This is a genomic window from Mesorhizobium sp. WSM1293 (assembly GCF_000513875.1).
Taxonomy (GTDB): Bacteria; Pseudomonadota; Alphaproteobacteria; order Rhizobiales; family Rhizobiaceae; genus Mesorhizobium; species Mesorhizobium ciceri.
The window spans coordinates 868,618-883,029 of record NZ_AZUV01000001.1; the positions used below are offsets into that span (position 1 = coordinate 868,618).

General features: G+C 63.8%; 17 protein-coding genes and 1 pseudogene. 5 read left to right on the top strand and 13 right to left on the bottom strand.

Annotated elements, in window-relative coordinates; genetic code table 11:
* Position 1: 1 nt before the first annotated feature.
* Positions 2-730 (top strand): amino acid ABC transporter ATP-binding protein, encoded by a 729-nt coding sequence (locus M729_RS0104405; RefSeq protein WP_027160865.1) that lies wholly within the window; start codon positions 2-4, stop codon positions 728-730.
* A gap of 10 nt (positions 731-740) precedes the next feature.
* On the opposite strand, the gene arsK is transcribed toward M729_RS0104405, so the two are convergent.
* From arsK to M729_RS0104460, 11 genes are all read right to left on the bottom strand, one after another.
* On the bottom strand, positions 741-1,985 hold the full coding sequence (gene arsK / locus M729_RS0104410; RefSeq protein WP_027160866.1) for an arsenite efflux MFS transporter ArsK: 1,245 nt from the start codon (positions 1,983-1,985) through the stop codon (positions 741-743).
* Positions 1,978-3,405: an NAD(P)-binding domain-containing protein gene (locus tag M729_RS0104415; protein ID WP_027160867.1), complete on the bottom strand. Its 1,428-nt coding sequence runs from the start codon at positions 3,403-3,405 to the stop codon at positions 1,978-1,980. The genes arsK and M729_RS0104415 overlap by 8 nt, the downstream gene beginning before the upstream one ends.
* Positions 3,406-3,449: 44 nt before the next feature.
* Positions 3,450-3,770, bottom strand: coding sequence for a metalloregulator ArsR/SmtB family transcription factor (locus M729_RS0104420; RefSeq protein WP_013530552.1), 321 nt, complete (start codon positions 3,768-3,770; stop codon positions 3,450-3,452).
* A gap of 62 nt (positions 3,771-3,832) precedes the next feature.
* Positions 3,833-4,255, bottom strand: a complete 423-nt coding sequence (gene arsC / locus M729_RS0104425) for an arsenate reductase (glutaredoxin) (RefSeq protein ID WP_027160868.1) — start codon at positions 4,253-4,255, stop codon at positions 3,833-3,835.
* Complete coding sequence (gene arsB, locus M729_RS0104430) at positions 4,252-5,316, bottom strand: ACR3 family arsenite efflux transporter (RefSeq protein WP_032808051.1); 1,065 nt, start codon at positions 5,314-5,316, stop codon at positions 4,252-4,254. Before arsB ends, arsC begins: the two co-directional genes overlap by 4 nt.
* A 92-nt stretch (positions 5,317-5,408) precedes the next feature.
* A complete protein-coding gene (locus M729_RS0104435) occupies positions 5,409-5,741 on the bottom strand; it encodes a metalloregulator ArsR/SmtB family transcription factor (RefSeq protein WP_024501784.1) in 333 nt (110 codons plus the stop codon).
* 70 nt (positions 5,742-5,811) lie between these two features.
* Positions 5,812-6,513 carry an RES family NAD+ phosphorylase gene (locus M729_RS0104440; RefSeq protein ID WP_024501785.1) on the bottom strand — a complete coding sequence of 234 codons (702 nt, stop codon included), beginning with the start codon at positions 6,511-6,513 and terminating at the stop codon, positions 5,812-5,814.
* A complete protein-coding gene (locus M729_RS0104445) occupies positions 6,507-6,929 on the bottom strand; it encodes an MbcA/ParS/Xre antitoxin family protein (protein WP_013530547.1) in 423 nt (140 codons plus the stop codon). The genes M729_RS0104440 and M729_RS0104445 overlap by 7 nt, the downstream gene beginning before the upstream one ends.
* Before the next feature lie 145 nt (positions 6,930-7,074).
* The gene (locus M729_RS0104450) at positions 7,075-8,508 is read right to left on the bottom strand and encodes an aldehyde dehydrogenase family protein (RefSeq protein WP_027160870.1); all 1,434 of its coding nucleotides are present in this window, start codon (positions 8,506-8,508) and stop codon (positions 7,075-7,077) included.
* A gap of 160 nt (positions 8,509-8,668) precedes the next feature.
* On the bottom strand, positions 8,669-9,052 hold the full coding sequence (locus M729_RS0104455) for an ACT domain-containing protein (protein WP_024501787.1): 384 nt from the start codon (positions 9,050-9,052) through the stop codon (positions 8,669-8,671).
* A 15-nt stretch (positions 9,053-9,067) separates the two neighbouring features.
* On the bottom strand, positions 9,068-9,547 hold the full coding sequence (locus M729_RS0104460) for a GNAT family N-acetyltransferase (RefSeq protein ID WP_024501788.1): 480 nt from the start codon (positions 9,545-9,547) through the stop codon (positions 9,068-9,070).
* Positions 9,548-9,863: 316 nt separating this feature from the next.
* On the opposite strand from M729_RS0104460, the gene M729_RS0104465 reads away from it, so the two are divergent.
* Positions 9,864-10,454 (top strand): cation diffusion facilitator family transporter, encoded by a 591-nt coding sequence (locus tag M729_RS0104465; protein WP_024501789.1) that lies wholly within the window; start codon positions 9,864-9,866, stop codon positions 10,452-10,454.
* Between the two features lie 97 nt (positions 10,455-10,551).
* Here the strand turns inward: M729_RS0104465 and M729_RS0104470 are convergent.
* A pseudogene (locus M729_RS0104470) lies at positions 10,552-10,749 on the bottom strand (aldo/keto reductase); the annotation flags it as partial.
* 101 nt (positions 10,750-10,850) lie between these two features.
* The gene (locus tag M729_RS0104475) at positions 10,851-11,246 is read right to left on the bottom strand and encodes a cupin domain-containing protein (RefSeq protein ID WP_027160872.1); all 396 of its coding nucleotides are present in this window, start codon (positions 11,244-11,246) and stop codon (positions 10,851-10,853) included.
* A 150-nt stretch (positions 11,247-11,396) separates the two neighbouring features.
* On the opposite strand from M729_RS0104475, the gene M729_RS0104480 reads away from it, so the two are divergent.
* The 3 genes from M729_RS0104480 to M729_RS0104490 all read left to right on the top strand — a co-directional run bounded on the left by M729_RS0104480 (position 11,397) and on the right by M729_RS0104490 (position 14,350).
* A complete protein-coding gene (locus M729_RS0104480) occupies positions 11,397-12,296 on the top strand; it encodes a LysR family transcriptional regulator (RefSeq protein ID WP_027160873.1) in 900 nt (299 codons plus the stop codon).
* A 121-nt stretch (positions 12,297-12,417) separates the two neighbouring features.
* A complete protein-coding gene (locus tag M729_RS0104485; protein WP_027160874.1) occupies positions 12,418-13,863 on the top strand; it encodes a PAS domain S-box protein in 1,446 nt (481 codons plus the stop codon).
* A gap of 109 nt (positions 13,864-13,972) precedes the next feature.
* Positions 13,973-14,350, top strand: coding sequence for an ester cyclase (locus tag M729_RS0104490; protein ID WP_027160875.1), 378 nt, complete (start codon positions 13,973-13,975; stop codon positions 14,348-14,350).
* Positions 14,351-14,412 lie beyond the last annotated feature (62 nt).

Sequence of the window (14,412 nt, forward strand, 5' to 3'; positions counted from 1 at the left end):
CATGATCGACTTTCGCGGCGTCAACAAATGGTTCGGCACGCTTAATGTGCTCAAGGACATCACGTTGAGCGTCGAACCCCGCGAGGTGGTCGTCGTCTGCGGCCCGAGCGGCTCGGGCAAAAGCACTCTGATCCGCTGCGTCAACGGCCTGGAGGCGATCAAGGACGGCGATCTCGTCGTCGACGGCCAGCGCCTGGGCGACCCCGCCACCAACATGACCCAGCTGCGCACCGAGATCGGCTTCGTCTTCCAGTCGTTCAACCTCTACCCGCATAAGACGGCACTCGAAAACGTCACGCTCGCCCCCATCCATGTCCGCAAGATCCCGCGTGCCGAAGCCGAAAAGGCCGGCCGCGAATTGCTGGCCAAGGTAGGCCTCGCCGACAAGGTCAATGCCTATCCAGCACAGCTCTCCGGCGGCCAGCAGCAGCGCGTGGCGATCGCGCGTTGCCTCGGCATGCGGCCCAAGATCATGCTGTTCGACGAGCCGACCTCGGCGCTCGATCCCGAGATGATTTCCGAAGTGCTCGACGTCATGGTCGCGGTCGCCGAGGAAGGCATGACCATGATGGTGGTGACGCACGAGATGGGCTTTGCCCGCAAGGTCGCCCAGCGCGTGGTGTTCATGGACGCCGGCGCCATCGTCGAAAGCGGCACGCCCGACGAGTTCTTTTCACACCCCAAAACCGACCGCAGCCGCGCTTTCCTGAGCAAGATTCTGCGGCACTAAAGGCGGGCGGTCAGGTCGCCTCTTCCGCGCTGCCGCCAATCGCAAACGCTGCCGGGCCGCCGCGCCGCCTGAGCAGCGCGATGGCGAGGAAGGCGATGACCCCGCTCGCGGCGACGACCACCAGCACCCACAAGGAATTGGCGACGGATGTCCGCGCCATCATGAAGGCGAGCGCGAACGGCGCGAAGGCCGAGGTGAACTGGCGGGCAGCGCTCGCCCATCCCAGCCGCGCGCCATAGCCTTCGCGGCCGAAGAGTTCGAGCGGCAAGGTGCCGCCGACGATGCTGGTGAGGCCGGAGCCGAGGCCGAACAGGAACACGAACACGAAGGCGCCGGGCAGCCATGGCGTGGTCAGCAACAGCGCACACAGCCCGGCCGTGAGCAGTGACGCGGCAATGACGGCAAGGTGCGTCTGCTGCAGCCGCCCGCCAAACAGCATGTTGATCAACCGGCTGGCGACCTGCGCCGGCCCGAACAGGGTCGAGACGAAGAGGCCTGCGGTGCCGAGCCCAAGGGCCGCCGTCAGCGGCACCATGTGGATGAGGATCGCCGACAGCACGAAGCCCTCGGTGGCGAACCCCGCCAGCATCAGCAGGAATGCGGCCCGGCCGCGCCGCGCATCGAGCGGCATTCCCGCTTCATGGGGGGCGGAACCGCGCTCATGCGGCGTGACCGTTGCGTGGCGACGCGACAGGCGCATCAGCCAGGCGTGGATCGGCAGGCATAGGCCGAGATTGAGAGCGGCGAACAAAAGGTAGACCTCGCGCCATGTGAGATGCGCATGCAGCGCCGAGGTCAGCGGCCAGAACAGGGTAGAGGCAAACCCGGCGATCAGCGTCAGATGGGTGATGCTGCGTTGCGGCCGGGGAACCCCGACCTGCACGATCGCCACGAAGGCAGCGCTGTAGAGGACGAAGCTGGAGGCCAGTTCCATCGCCAGCAATCCCAGAACGAAGCTCACGCGGCCGGGTGCGACGGCGCACAGCGCCAGCGCCACAGCCGCCGCGACCGAGCCGGCGGTCATGATGCGGCCGGCGCCGAAGCGGTCGGCCCACCGCCCGGCAGTCGGCGCGAACAGGCTGCCGGCAAACAGCGAGGCCGACAGGGCTGCGAATACCCAGCCTTCCGTGAGCCCGAACTCGCGTGCCATTGCCGGCGCCAGGATCGAGAAGCTGTAATAGAGCGTGCCGTAGCCGATGATCTGGGTCAGCCCAAGCGCCCAGATCGCCTTGCGCAGGACGGATCGTTCAGGCATCGACGCCGGCCGCCATATTCTCTCGCGTCTCGGTGGCCGGCGCGGTTGCGCAGCCGCAACCCGATGCGCCGGTTGCCTTGGCGTCCGCATCCCTGACGCAGCAGGCATCGACAGCGGCGGGAGCAGGCCCGCCACAGCAGCCGGCGCTTTCCGATACCGTCGCGACACCGACGGCACTGCACACGCCGGTCTCCGGCAGCACCAGCCGCACCTCGCGGGCCGCGGCATGGTCTCCGGCAATATCGGCCACCACCGAGCGGACCTGCTCGTAGCCGGTCGCCATCAGGAAGGTCGGGGCACGGCCGTAGGATTTCGAGCCGACGATGGTGAAACCGAGTTCGGGCTGCGCGAGCTCCGCAATGCCATGCGCGGGAACCGTGCCGCATGAGTGGAAGTTCGGATCGATCAGCGGCGCCAGTGCCGGCGGCGCTTCGACGACGGGATCGAGCGCGATGCGGATTTCGCCGAGGAACGACAGGTCTGGCCTGAAGCCGGTGGTGACGACGATGCGGTCCACGGCCATGCTGAACGGCTTGCCGGCGAGGTGGGCGTCGACGGCAAGCTTCTCGCCTTGCGTCTCGATGCGGTCGACGGCGAAGCCCGTCAGCATGTTCAGCCTGCCGTCCGCCATCGCCTGCCTGGCGGCCAGCCCAAGCGCACCACGTTCCGGCAATTGGTCGTTCAGCCCGCCGCCGAGCAATCTCTCGATGCTGGCGTGCCGCAGCGCCCAGAAGATCTCGGTGCCAGGCGCGCCATCCTGCAACTCCATCAGCGCCAGCGCGACGTTGATGGCCGAGTGCCCGCCGCCGATGACCAGGATGCGCTTGCCCGCATAGTCTTCTCTCGCCTTGCCGACCACGTCGGGAATGCCATAGGCGATGCGTGCCGACGCCTTGCCTTCGCCGGCAACCGGCAGCCCGTCGATGCCGATCGGGTTTGGCCGCCACCATGTTCCGGATGCGTCGATGACGGCGCGTGCGAGAAAGCGGTGCTCACCGCCGCCATCGCGGTAGCGGATGACGAAGGGCGCGTCCTTGCGGCCGTCATTGGCGACCTTGTCGTGCCCCTGACGGGTGATCGCGGTGACCTCGGCGCCGAGCTTCAGATTGGCGGCGATCGCCGGAAGCCGGCCAAGCGGCGCCAGATAGTCGCGCACGATCTCGCCGCCGGTCGGCAGGCCCTGGCTGTCCGGCGCCGTCCAGCCGGAGCGGTCGAGCAGCGCCCGCGCCGCCGCGTCGATGTTGTATTCCCACGGCGAGAACACCCGCACGTGGCCCCATTCGAGCAGTGCGGCACCAACGCTTTCGCCGCGCTCCAGGATCAGCAGGCGGATGCCGCGCTCGACCAGATGCGCCGCGGCGGCAAGGCCGACCGGGCCGGCGCCAATTACCGCGACGGGAAGATCTGTCATCATGTCCATAGGTTCGATCCTTCCGGTATCTTCGAATTATACGCGCAGAAAAATCAGGCCAGTGCTTTGCCGACGGCGGGCGCGCAGACAGCATCCGCGCAGCACTCGTCGGCGAGATAGCCGATCAGCGCATTCATGCCGGGATAGTTGGCGCGGCAGATCAGCGTCGTCGCTTGCCGTTCCTGCGTGACAAGCCCGGTATCGACCAGCCGTTTGAGGTGATGCGACAGCGTGGAGGACGGAATGTCGAGCCTGCCCTGGACGCTGCCGACGGCAAGCCCGTCATCACCGGCCCGCACCAGGATGCGATAGAGCTGAAGCCGCGTCGGATTGCCGAGCGCTTCAAGCTGCGCGGCTGCTTTTTCGAGTTTCATGGAAATAAGCTACGCGGCACTTTTCGCGCCGTCAACCCAATTTCGAAAATATGGAAATAGCATCAGCCGGCGCGCTTGCCCGAGGCGTAAATGACCACCTCGCCATCCTCCTTGGTGAACGTGCCGATGTCCGGATTGGGCAGAATGTCCAGCACCTTTTCCGACGGCCGCGCCAGTACGACGCCGAGCGGACTGACGACGATCGGCCGGTTGATCAGGATTGGATGTGCCAGCATGAAATCGAGGATCTGCTGGTCGGACCATTTCGGGTCGGCAAGGCCGAGTTCGGCATAGGGTGTGCCCTTCTCGCGCAGCAGGCCGCGCGGTGTAATGCCCATCGCCGCGATCAGGTCGACCAATCTTTCGCGCGATGGCGGCGTCTTCAGATATTCGATCACCTCCGGCTCCTCGCCCGACTGGCGGATCATGGCCAACGTGTTGCGCGACGTGCCGCAATCGGGATTGTGGTAGATGGTGATGGTCATTTCGAGGTCCTCTCAGCCGACATGGTATTCCGGACGGCGCCGCCCATCTCGTACCAGCCCTTGCTGCGGTTCACGATCCACACCACCGAGAGCATGACCGGAACCTCGATGAGCACCCCGACCACAGTGGCAAGGGCCGCGCCAGAATTCAGCCCGAACAGCGCGATCGCGGCGGCCACCGCCAGCTCGAAGAAGTTCGACGCGCCGATCAGCGCCGATGGTCCAGCCACGCAGTGCCGTTCGCCGCTGAGGCGGTTGAGCAGATAGGCAAGACCGGAGTTGAAGTAGACCTGGATCAGGATCGGCACTGCCAGCAGCACGATCACCAACGGCTGCGCAATGATCTGCTCGCCCTGGAAGCCGAACAGCAGCACCAACGTCGCCAGCAAGGCAACCAGCGACAGAGGCTGCAGCGTGGCAAGCAGGGCCTCAAGCCCGGCCTGTCCCCTCGCTGCCAGCAGCCGGCCACGAACCAACTGCGCGACGATCACCGGCGCGACGATGTAGAGTGCGACCGACAGCATCAGCGTGCCCCATGGCACGGTGATCGCCGACAGGCCGAGCAGCAGGCCGACGATTGGCGCGAAGGCGACGATCATGATCGCGTCGTTGAGCGCCACCTGCGACAGCGTGAAATTCGGCTCGCCGCGCGTCAGGTTCGACCAGACGAAAACCATCGCCGTGCAGGGCGCCGCGGCAAGGATGATCAGCCCGGCAATGTAGGAATCGATCTGCACGGCGGGCAGCCACGGCCGGAACAACCAGCCGATGAAGAGCCAGCCCAGCAGCGCCATCGAGAACGGCTTCACCGCCCAGTTGATGAACAGCGTCACGCCGATGCCGCGCCAATAAGTGCCGACCTTGGCCAGCGAGGCGAAATCGACGCGCAAGAGCATCGGCACGATCATCAGCCAGATCAGTACGGCGACAGGAATGTTGACCCTGGCGATCTCGGTCGACGCGATGGCGCCGAACACGCCCGGCAGCAGATGGCCAAGCGCGATGCCCGCGACGATGCACAGTGCCACCCACACCGTCAGATATTTCTCGACGAAGCCGATGCCGGGCCGCACCGCCTCAGCTGCGTTCAGAGCATGATCGGTCATGATGGCTTCCTTGTTCGAACGGCGCGCGGCGGACAGTCACAAGCCCCTCAGCAGTCACAGGTCACGGCATTGATGACCGGGCGGCAGAGCTCCGGCGCGCCATTGCAGCAATCTTCCATCAGATAGGCCAGCAGGTCGCGCAAGCCGGTCATGTCGGCGACATAGCGCACGGTCCTTCCGTCGCGTTCGGGACGGATCAGCCCGGCATGGGCGAGCACCTTCAGATGCGCCGACATGGTGTTCTGGATCGTGTCCAGCCTCGTTGCGATCTCGCCGGCTGGAATGCCTTCCGGGCCGGCACGCACGAGCAGCCGGAAGACATCCAGCCGCGTCTCCTGGCCAAGTGCGGCCAGCGCGTTCAAAGTGCCCTTCCTATTCATATATCCGAATCCTTGGATTTATGGATTCGTGAATATCGACTCCCCCACGATCTGTAAAGGATGTCCGCCGCTATGATGTGACGGCAAGCACCTTTCCCGTATCGTGCTGGCGCACGAAGTCCACCCGGGCACCGTCCCAGTGGTAGCTGTAGTGGCGGCCCTGCACTGGAACGGCAATGACGTCGGGCCAGAAGATGCCGATGCAGCCGCCGCCCGGCATGCGCACGCTGTTCCACACCAGCCCGTCGCTGCCTGCTGCCCGCAGCGCCCGCCCTTCCGCCTGCGAGGCGGAATAGTCGTCCGGGTCGAGCACGCCGGGCACGGCGTTGACGTCATCGAGATCGCGGTCGACGTTGCCGATCAGCACGCGGAAATCCGCCGTCCAGCCCGGCCCTTCGTTTGTGGCGCCCATGAATTTCTGATGGTGGTGGATGGTCTCGGCCAGCGCCACCTCCTCGCTGTCGCCGGCATAATAGATCCCGTAGCTGCCATCCGAGAAGCGCCCCGGCCGCAGCGTCGAACAATGCACGAAGGGCGCCATCACGAAACTGGCGCCGGGGCCGGAAACCCGCCTTGCGGCAGCCACCTTGCCGAGGTCGCCGATCTCGAACCGTACGCGCGGGTTGGTCTTCGCCTCGACGGCGGCCAGCGCCTCCCAGTCGCGCGGGTCGGCAATGTCTTCGAACAGGTCGATCGGTGGGTGGATGGAACGGATGATGCGGAAGGTCTGGTGCCAGTCGACGCGGCGACGGACCGCAAGCCCACTCACCATGCACCACGCTCCGCATCGAGCCATTCGCGCATCGCCGAGAGATCGGAGATTTCGCCGCGCAGCATCAGGTCGAGCGCCGACTGGCCGCCAAAGGTGGCATTGGGCTTGCGGATCCAGGCATAGCCGCGCGCCGGCTCCGTGAAGAGGTAGCGCAGGCCCTTGTGGATGCCCATCAGATGCGCCATGCGGGTGCGCAGGTCGCGGTCGATCCTGCCGATGCCACCTTCCTTCGCCCCAGTCTTCCAGCGTGCCCAGGTGCGCGCCGACATACCGCCAAGCAGGATGCAGGCCTCCAGGTCGGTGAGGTTCCAGGCCTTGAACAGATTGACCGTGGTGCGCGCCAGCGCGCCCGCTTCTTCATCCGAGATAGCGGCTCCGAACGTGGCCGGCGTGGTGACGATGGACTGAAGCTGCATTGCGTTCACCTTGCTGATTGGCAGATATATAGCATGTATTTGCCAATTGGCAAGAATGCGGGAGATGGCAAGGCTTGGCTGCAAAATGAAAAGGCGCGGCCCACACCGCAGGCCGCGCCCTTTATTGCATCACACTGTACGGTGCCTACTCAGCCGCCTCATATCCCGCGATGCCCTTGATCTCGAGGAAATCCTCAAGTCCGTATTCGGCATATTCGCGGCCATTGCCCGACTGCTTGTAGCCGCCGAACGGCAGGCCGGCGTCCCACTGGGGATAGTTGATGTAGACATTGCCGGTGCGCATGCGCGCCGCGACTTCGCGCGCCTTCTTCATGTCCTTGGCCTGGATGTAGGAGGCGAGGCCATAGACGGTGTCGTTGGCGGTCTCGACCACCTCGTCGACGCTGTCATAGGGCATGATCGCCAGTACCGGCCCAAAGATCTCCTCGCGCGCGATGCGCATGTCGTGGGTGACGTCGGCGAACACTGTCGGCCTGACATAGTAGCCGCGGTTGAGTTCGGCCGGACGGCCGGGGCCGCCGGCGACCAACGTCGCACCCTCGTCGATGCCGGCCTGGATCAGGTCCTGTATCTTGTCGAACTGAACTTGGCTGACGACCGGGCCGAGCTTGGTGCCGGCAACGTCGGCCGGACCGACATTGAATTTTTCCGCCGCAACCTTGGCATAGCCGGCCGCCTCGTCATGGCGCTCGCGCGGCACGAACATGCGCGTTGGCGCGTTGCAGGACTGGCCGCTGTTGCTGAAGCAACCGGCCACGCCCTTGCTGACCGCGCTTGCGAGGTCGACGTCGGGGAACAGAATGTTGGCCGACTTGCCACCAAGCTCCTGATGCACGCGCTTGACCGTGTCGGCGGCGGCCTTGGCCACTAGGATGCCGGCGCGGGTCGAACCGGTGAACGACATCATGTCGATGTCAGGATGGCTGGACAACGCCTGGCCGACGCCCGGTCCGTCGCCATTGACGAGGTTGAAGACGCCCTTCGGCACGCCGGCCTCGTCGAGGATCTCGGCGAAGATGATGGCGTCGAGCGGCGCGATCTCGGATGGCTTGAGCACCATGGTGCAGCCGGCGGCGAGCGCCGGACCCACCTTGCAGGTGATCTGGTTGAGCGGCCAGTTCCACGGCGTGATCAGCCCGACGACACCGATCGGCTCCTTGACCACGAGATGATTGCCCTTCACGTGGCGGAATTCGAAAGCCTTCAGCGTCTCGGCCATTTTGGTCAGATGCGCCAGCCCAATGCCGACCTGGCTGTCCAACGCCATCTGGCGCGGCGCGCCCATCTCGCGCGACACGGCAACCGCAAGATCGCCACTGCGCTTCTTGTAGACCGCGATGATGCGGTTCAACAGGTCGAGCCGCTCGCTAACTTCGGTGAAACCAAAGCCGTTGAAGGCGCGCTTGGCGGCAGCCACCGCCTTGTCGACATCGGCCTTTGAGCCGAGCGAAATCTGCGCAAAAGCGTCCTCATTCGAGGGATCGATGACGTCCAATGTGTTGGGCACAACAGGATCGACCCACGCGCCATCGATGTAGAACTGCAGATTGTGTGACATCGTTTTCTCCTTGGCCGCATGGTCGCGCCGGGCCGTCATATCTGGCTGGAGATAACGATGCACAAACGCCGCTGTCAAACACAACCCCCGAAGTGGTTGAGCCAGTGCGGCAGTGATTGAGCCAGAGCGGTTGGGCAGCAACCGGCTTGGTGAGGATGGACTACAGCAAGGTATGCCCGGCCTCGACCAGAAACCGCCTCGCCGCGGCCTGATCCGTGGCTTTCACCAGGAGATGGTCGCCATCGAAAGTGGACACCACGAAGATGCCCAACCCGTTTTCCGACAACGGCCTGATGACCGACAGCACGATACCGGTTTCGTCGAAGGCGAACGGGCCCAGGAGCTTGAAGGCCACCCAGTCGATATCCTGCTTGACGGCATGCGGCACGCGGTCCTGCAGGCAAACGATCGAAAACTCGTCGTCGGTCCTTGTGATGCTGACGAAGCCTGGTCCGTCCGCCCAACCGGGAATGGTCTCGCCCGCCGCCAGCCGGGAAACCGCGTAAGACCCCGGGAGTTGCTTAAGCCTGACCTTGGCAGCCATTATCGAAATCCTTCCTCAGATCGCCGGTGATCCCGCTAGCCTCTTGCTCATATAGACCGTCATGCCGCCCATGAACGGCTCGTCCCGATCCACGATATAGCCCTGCCTCTTGTAGAGCGATACGTTCGCCTCGAACGCGCCATTGGTCAGCAGGCGAAGCTCGTCGCGGCCCGACTCGATCGCCTTGCGCTCGGCCCACTCCAGCAACAGCCGGCCAATCCCCCTGCCCTGCGCATCCGGTGCGACACAGACATTCTCGATCCACAGGTGATCCTCGGCCAGCATGGTTTCAATCATTCCCACGATCCGATCATCCTCGACGGCGAGATCGAACGGATGCTCGGCAACAGCCTTCTCGTAGTCGGCGCGCATCGGCAGAGGCTCGCGGCCGATCACCGCTACCCATTTGGCATAGGCGGCGCGCACGATATCCCGGATCGCGGCGGCGTCAGCGGGCGCGGCCGGCCGAAGCCGGATGGAAGAATTGTTGGTCATCAAACTGCTCCAGACATGAAAAATCCCGCCGGCGGTTTCGCGGGCGGGGCTGGAAACGAAAGAACCGGGTCTATCCTGCCGGTCTTTGTCGTCGCGCAATCAGCTTGCCGCTCCGCACTGTGCAGGGGCGACGTCGCTTGGTGTTGGCGGGCGCGAAAACGAACATGGCGCCAAGTTGGAACAGGAAGCGCGGCGATGTCAAGGCGACCGCTCGATCGACAGTGTCTCGAATGGCGACAAGATTCTGGTCCTCGCGCCGCAGGGCATAGAATCGCTATATGCTTTGTGCCAACGGCAGCTGATCGATGGGCAAACTATGACCGGGACGCTGAACAAAGCGGTGCGGATGGTGGCCATCCTGAACCTGGCCTATTTCGGGATCGAATTTGCCGTAGCCGTTTGGATCGGATCGGTATCGCTGTTCGCGGACAGCATCGATTTTCTGGAGGACGCATCCGTCAATCTCCTGATCATGGTCGCGTTGGGCTGGACCGTCCGCAATCGAGCGCGGCTCGGAATGGCGCTGGCCGGGATACTTCTGATCCCCGCATTGGCGACCCTTTGGACAGCCTGGGAGAAATTCAACATTCCAATTCCGCCAGCTCCCGTTCCGCTAACGCTCACAGCGGCTGGCGCGATCCTCGTCAACCTGTCGTGCGCGCTCATGCTCGCTCGCTATCGCGATCACAGCGGCAGCCTCACCCGCGCCGCCTTCCTGTCGGCGCGCAACGACGTCCTGGCCAATGTGGCAATCATTGCCGCCGGCCTGGTCACGGCATTTGTGTGGAATTCGGCTTGGCCCGATATTGTCATTGGGCTGGCAATCGCCGTCATGAATGCGGATGCTGCCCGCGAGGTTTTCACGGCCGCAAGACGCGAGTTCGCAGAAGGCCAAATTTCAAACTGAAACGCTGCCGCCCGATCCGCGCACAATCCCCTCAACTCCTGCGCCGTCGGCCGGAATGGCTACCCGGTCGTCGAGTGCCCTCAGCCTGCGCCTGGCTCTAGCAATCGATCCTTGCTTCCTGTTGCGGAGAATAGCGCGCTCCCTGTACGGCGATCGCCGAGACCGCGTTCTCGATGTCGGCAAGATCGTTCGCCGTCAGCGCGACAGTGACCGATCCGATGTTCTCTTCGAGGCGATTGAGCTTGGTGGTGCCGGGGATCGGAACGATCCAGGGCTGTATCTGCCAAGCGCGGGAGCGATATCGGAGAATGGGCTTTTCAGCCTTGGAACATCGGTCATGGTGGTCTCCTTCGTAGAGTTCGGGCGTTGAACTCGGCGCCACGCGCCGATACCTGGTCAAATCCCGTATTGTTCGTCGCTGACATGCTCCAACCAGTCGACGACCTTGCCGTCGAGCGCTTCGGCGATAGCGATGTGGCTCATCGCCGTGGTCGGCGCGGCGCCATGCCAATGCTTCTCTCCGGGCGCGAACCAGACGATGTCGCCGGGCTGGATCGATTCGATCGGGCCGCCCTCGCGCTGCGCCAGGCCGGCGCCCGAGAGAACGATCAGCGTCTGGCCGAGCGGATGCGTGTGCCAGGCGGTGCGCGCGCCGGGCTCGAAAGTCACGGTGGCGCCGCCGACCCGGGCGGGCTCGCTGCCCTTGAACGGCGCGTCGATGCGCACCGCACCGGTGAAATAGTCGGCCGATCCCTTGGCCGAGGCCTGAGAGCCGTTTCGCGTGATGTCCATGGTTTTGTCCCTTCCTGGCAACAGCCATGACACGACCGCCCGGCTTTAGAGACGGCCGGAGGTGCCCGGTGTGATAACGCCTATCTAGGGTCTGCGATTGGTGCCGACTAGGTGCTATATCCAGCATGATCTTATGAAGGGGGCTCATGAATGCCACGTGACAACCTGAATGAGCTAACCGCCTTCCTCGCTGTGGCGCGCGAGGAAAGCTTCACCAGGGCGGCGGCCAAGCTCGGGGTTTCCCAATCGGCGCTCAGCCACACGGTGCGGGCGCTGGAGGAGCGGCTGGGTCTACGGCTCCTGACCCGCACCACGCGCAACGTGTCGCCCACCGAAGCCGGGGAGCGGCTGCTTCGCACCGTCGGGCCGCGGCTGGACGAGATCGAGACCGAGCTCATTGCCTTGAGCGCATTGCGGGAAAAACCCGCCGGCACCATCCGCATCAGCGCCGGTGAGCACGCCGCCGATGCGACCCTGTGGCCGGCGATCGCCCCGCTGCTGCCCGACTATCCCGACATCAAGGTCGAGATCATCGTCGACTATGGACTGACCGACATCGTCGCCGAGCGCTTCGACGCCGGCGTGCGGCTGGGCGAACAGGTGGCGCGCGACATGATCGCGGTGCGCATCGGCCCCGACATGCGCATGGCGGTGGTCGGCTCGCCAGCCTATTTCGCTACCCGACCAAAGCCGCGCACGCCGCAGGACCTGACCACCCACAATTGCATCAATCTGCGGCTGCCCACCTATGGCGGGCTCTATGCCTGGGAGTTCGAGAAGGCCGGACGCGAGCTGAAGGTTCGGGTCGAAGGCCAGCTTGTGTTCAACACGGCCGCGCTGCGCATGAACGCGGTGCTCGCCGGCCTCGGCCTTGCCTATCTGCCTGAGGAGCAGGTGACGGCCCATCTGGCCAACGGCCGGCTGGTGCGTGTGCTCGCCGACTGGTGCGGGCCCTTCCCCGGCTACCATCTCTATTACCCCAGCCGCCGGCAAGCCACGCCGGCCTTCTCGCTGCTGGTCGAAGCGCTGCGATACCGGGGCAAGGTGTAAGTCGGTGAGCAGCTTCCACCCGGCTTTGACTCGCCGCCGCCTGCGGTGACTATCCCCGGAAATGGTCGCGGAACCATTTCCGCGGCACCGCGTTCACTGCGGTTAACTGGAACTCCTATACGTGGCGCAAGTGACGAAAACCTCGAGCTCGACCTTTGATCTGCCCCACCAAATCCTCGATAATCTTCCCGTAGCAATCTACACCACCGACACCGAAGGCAAGATCACCTATTTCAATCGGGCCGCGGCAGATTTCGCTGGGCGCGAACCCGAGCTCGGAAAAGACCGATGGTGTGTGACGCACAAGCTGTTCACGACCGACGGTGAAATGTTGCCGCATGACCAATGCCCGATGGCTGTCGCGCTAAAGGAGAACCGGCCGGTCAGAAACCAGTCGGCTATCTCCCAACGCCCGGACGGCACGCGTGTGCCGTTCCTTCCCTATCCCACGCCGCTTCATGACGAGCAGGGCAGACTGGTCGGCGCCGTCAATATGCTGTTCGATCTCACTGACCGCCATCATGCCGACGAGGCCAGGCATCATCTGTCAGCCATCGTGGAGTCTTCCTTCGATGCCATCGTCAGCAAGGATTTGAACGGAGTCATCAGGAGCTGGAACTCAGCCGCCCAACGTCTGTTCGGTTACACCGCCGACGAAGCAATCGGAAGGTCGGTAACTATGCTGATACCGGACGACCATTTGGACGAAGAGCCGCGCATATTGGAGCGCATCCGCAAAGGCGAGCAGGTCGAGACCTACGAAACCATCCGCCGCCGCAAGGACGGCAGCCTTGTGCCCGTATCCCTGACAATCTCGCCGGTGCGCAACGCCGTCGGGCAGATCGTCGGCGCCTCGAAGATCGCCCGCGACATATCAGTAGCCAAGGAGAACGAATATCGCATCCGCATGCTGATGCGCGAGGTCAACCACCGGGTGAAGAACCAGTATTCCGTCATCATCTCGATGATCCGGGAGACCAGCAAGCGGTCATCGACGCCGGCCCAGTTCGAACGTCAGGTGCGCGAGCGCATCATGGCGTTGTCGCTCTCGCATGACCTTCTGGTTTCCGGCGACTGGAAGGGCGCCACGATCTTCGAACTGCTGCTTGCGCAGGCCAAACCGTTCGGCAACGAGGAGCGGATCTCAATGTCGGGCCCTTCCCTGACGCTGAGCCCCAATGCCGTCCAGTACCTCGGCATAGCGTTTCATGAACTCGCGACCAATTCCGCTAAATACGGCGTCCTTTCGGCCGCAGAGGGAACGATAACGGTGCAATGGAAGGTAACCGGACTGGTCGGCCAGAAACAGTTCCAGCTGATCTGGAAAGAGAGAGATGGTCCTGAAGTACAGACGATCGGCCATGGTGGTTTCGGCAGCGTGGTGCTGCGGCGCGTCGCTCCAGCCGCGGTGAGCGGCACCGGTGTTCTCGAGCATGATAGCCACGGTGTCACCTGGACGCTGCAAGCACCGTTGACCCAACTTGAGGCCTCGGTTGACAGCGAGCACGTTGATCAGCGTGCATTGGACCAGGTGATGAGCGGACACGAATTCGGAATTGTTCCCTGAACTTGGGCACTGGCAACAGGACTACGGCCCGCTATGTGTTGCTTTTATTGTACGTCCTGGCCTTCAGCCCTGTCGCAATATGGCGGGCATCAGCACCGGAGCCATCGCCGTGACCGTGACCGACCTCTATCGAGGCTACATCGCCTGCCTCAACAATCAGGACTGGCAGAAGCTGCATCGCTTCGTTCATGACGAGGTGCACTACAATGGCGACCGCGTCGGACTGTCGGGTTACCAGGACATGCTGGAGCGCGATTTTCGGGAAATCCCAGACCTCTATTTCGATATCCAGTTGCTGATCGCCGAACCGCCGTTCCTAGCCAGCCGGCTTCAGTTCAACTGCACGCCGAAGGGAACCTTCTTCGGGCTCCCTGTAAACGGCAGGAAGGTGTCCTTCAGCGAGAACGTCTTCTATGAATTCCTCGACGACCGGATCAGGAACGTCTGGTCGGTGATCGACAAGGCCGCGATCGAGGCGCAGCTTTAATCCAGGTCGCCCAGAAAGCGACGTCTGCGCGGCAGCGTCCGTGGATCGTTCGTAAAAATCGA

Coding starts and splice junctions, on each gene's coding strand:
- arsC (WP_027160868.1), bottom strand. CDS start 4,255: ATGACCATCACCATCTACCACAATCCCGATTGCGGCACGTCGCGCAAC.
- M729_RS0104455 (WP_024501787.1), bottom strand. CDS start 9,052: ATGGCTGCCAAGGTCAGGCTTAAGCAACTCCCGGGGTCTTACGCGGTT.
- M729_RS0104420 (WP_013530552.1), bottom strand. CDS start 3,770: ATGAAACTCGAAAAAGCAGCCGCGCAGCTTGAAGCGCTCGGCAATCCG.
- M729_RS0104435 (WP_024501784.1), bottom strand. CDS start 5,741: ATGAATAGGAAGGGCACTTTGAACGCGCTGGCCGCACTTGGCCAGGAG.
- arsK (WP_027160866.1), bottom strand. CDS start 1,985: ATGCCTGAACGATCCGTCCTGCGCAAGGCGATCTGGGCGCTTGGGCTG.
- M729_RS0104475 (WP_027160872.1), bottom strand. CDS start 11,246: ATGGACATCACGCGAAACGGCTCTCAGGCCTCGGCCAAGGGATCGGCC.
- M729_RS0104440 (WP_024501785.1), bottom strand. CDS start 6,513: ATGGTGAGTGGGCTTGCGGTCCGTCGCCGCGTCGACTGGCACCAGACC.
- M729_RS0104465 (WP_024501789.1), top strand. CDS start 9,864: ATGACCGGGACGCTGAACAAAGCGGTGCGGATGGTGGCCATCCTGAAC.
- M729_RS0104405 (WP_027160865.1), top strand. CDS start 2: ATGATCGACTTTCGCGGCGTCAACAAATGGTTCGGCACGCTTAATGTG.
- M729_RS0104460 (WP_024501788.1), bottom strand. CDS start 9,547: ATGACCAACAATTCTTCCATCCGGCTTCGGCCGGCCGCGCCCGCTGAC.
- M729_RS0104480 (WP_027160873.1), top strand. CDS start 11,397: ATGCCACGTGACAACCTGAATGAGCTAACCGCCTTCCTCGCTGTGGCG.
- M729_RS0104415 (WP_027160867.1), bottom strand. CDS start 3,405: ATGGACATGATGACAGATCTTCCCGTCGCGGTAATTGGCGCCGGCCCG.
- M729_RS0104450 (WP_027160870.1), bottom strand. CDS start 8,508: ATGTCACACAATCTGCAGTTCTACATCGATGGCGCGTGGGTCGATCCT.
- M729_RS0104445 (WP_013530547.1), bottom strand. CDS start 6,929: ATGCAGCTTCAGTCCATCGTCACCACGCCGGCCACGTTCGGAGCCGCT.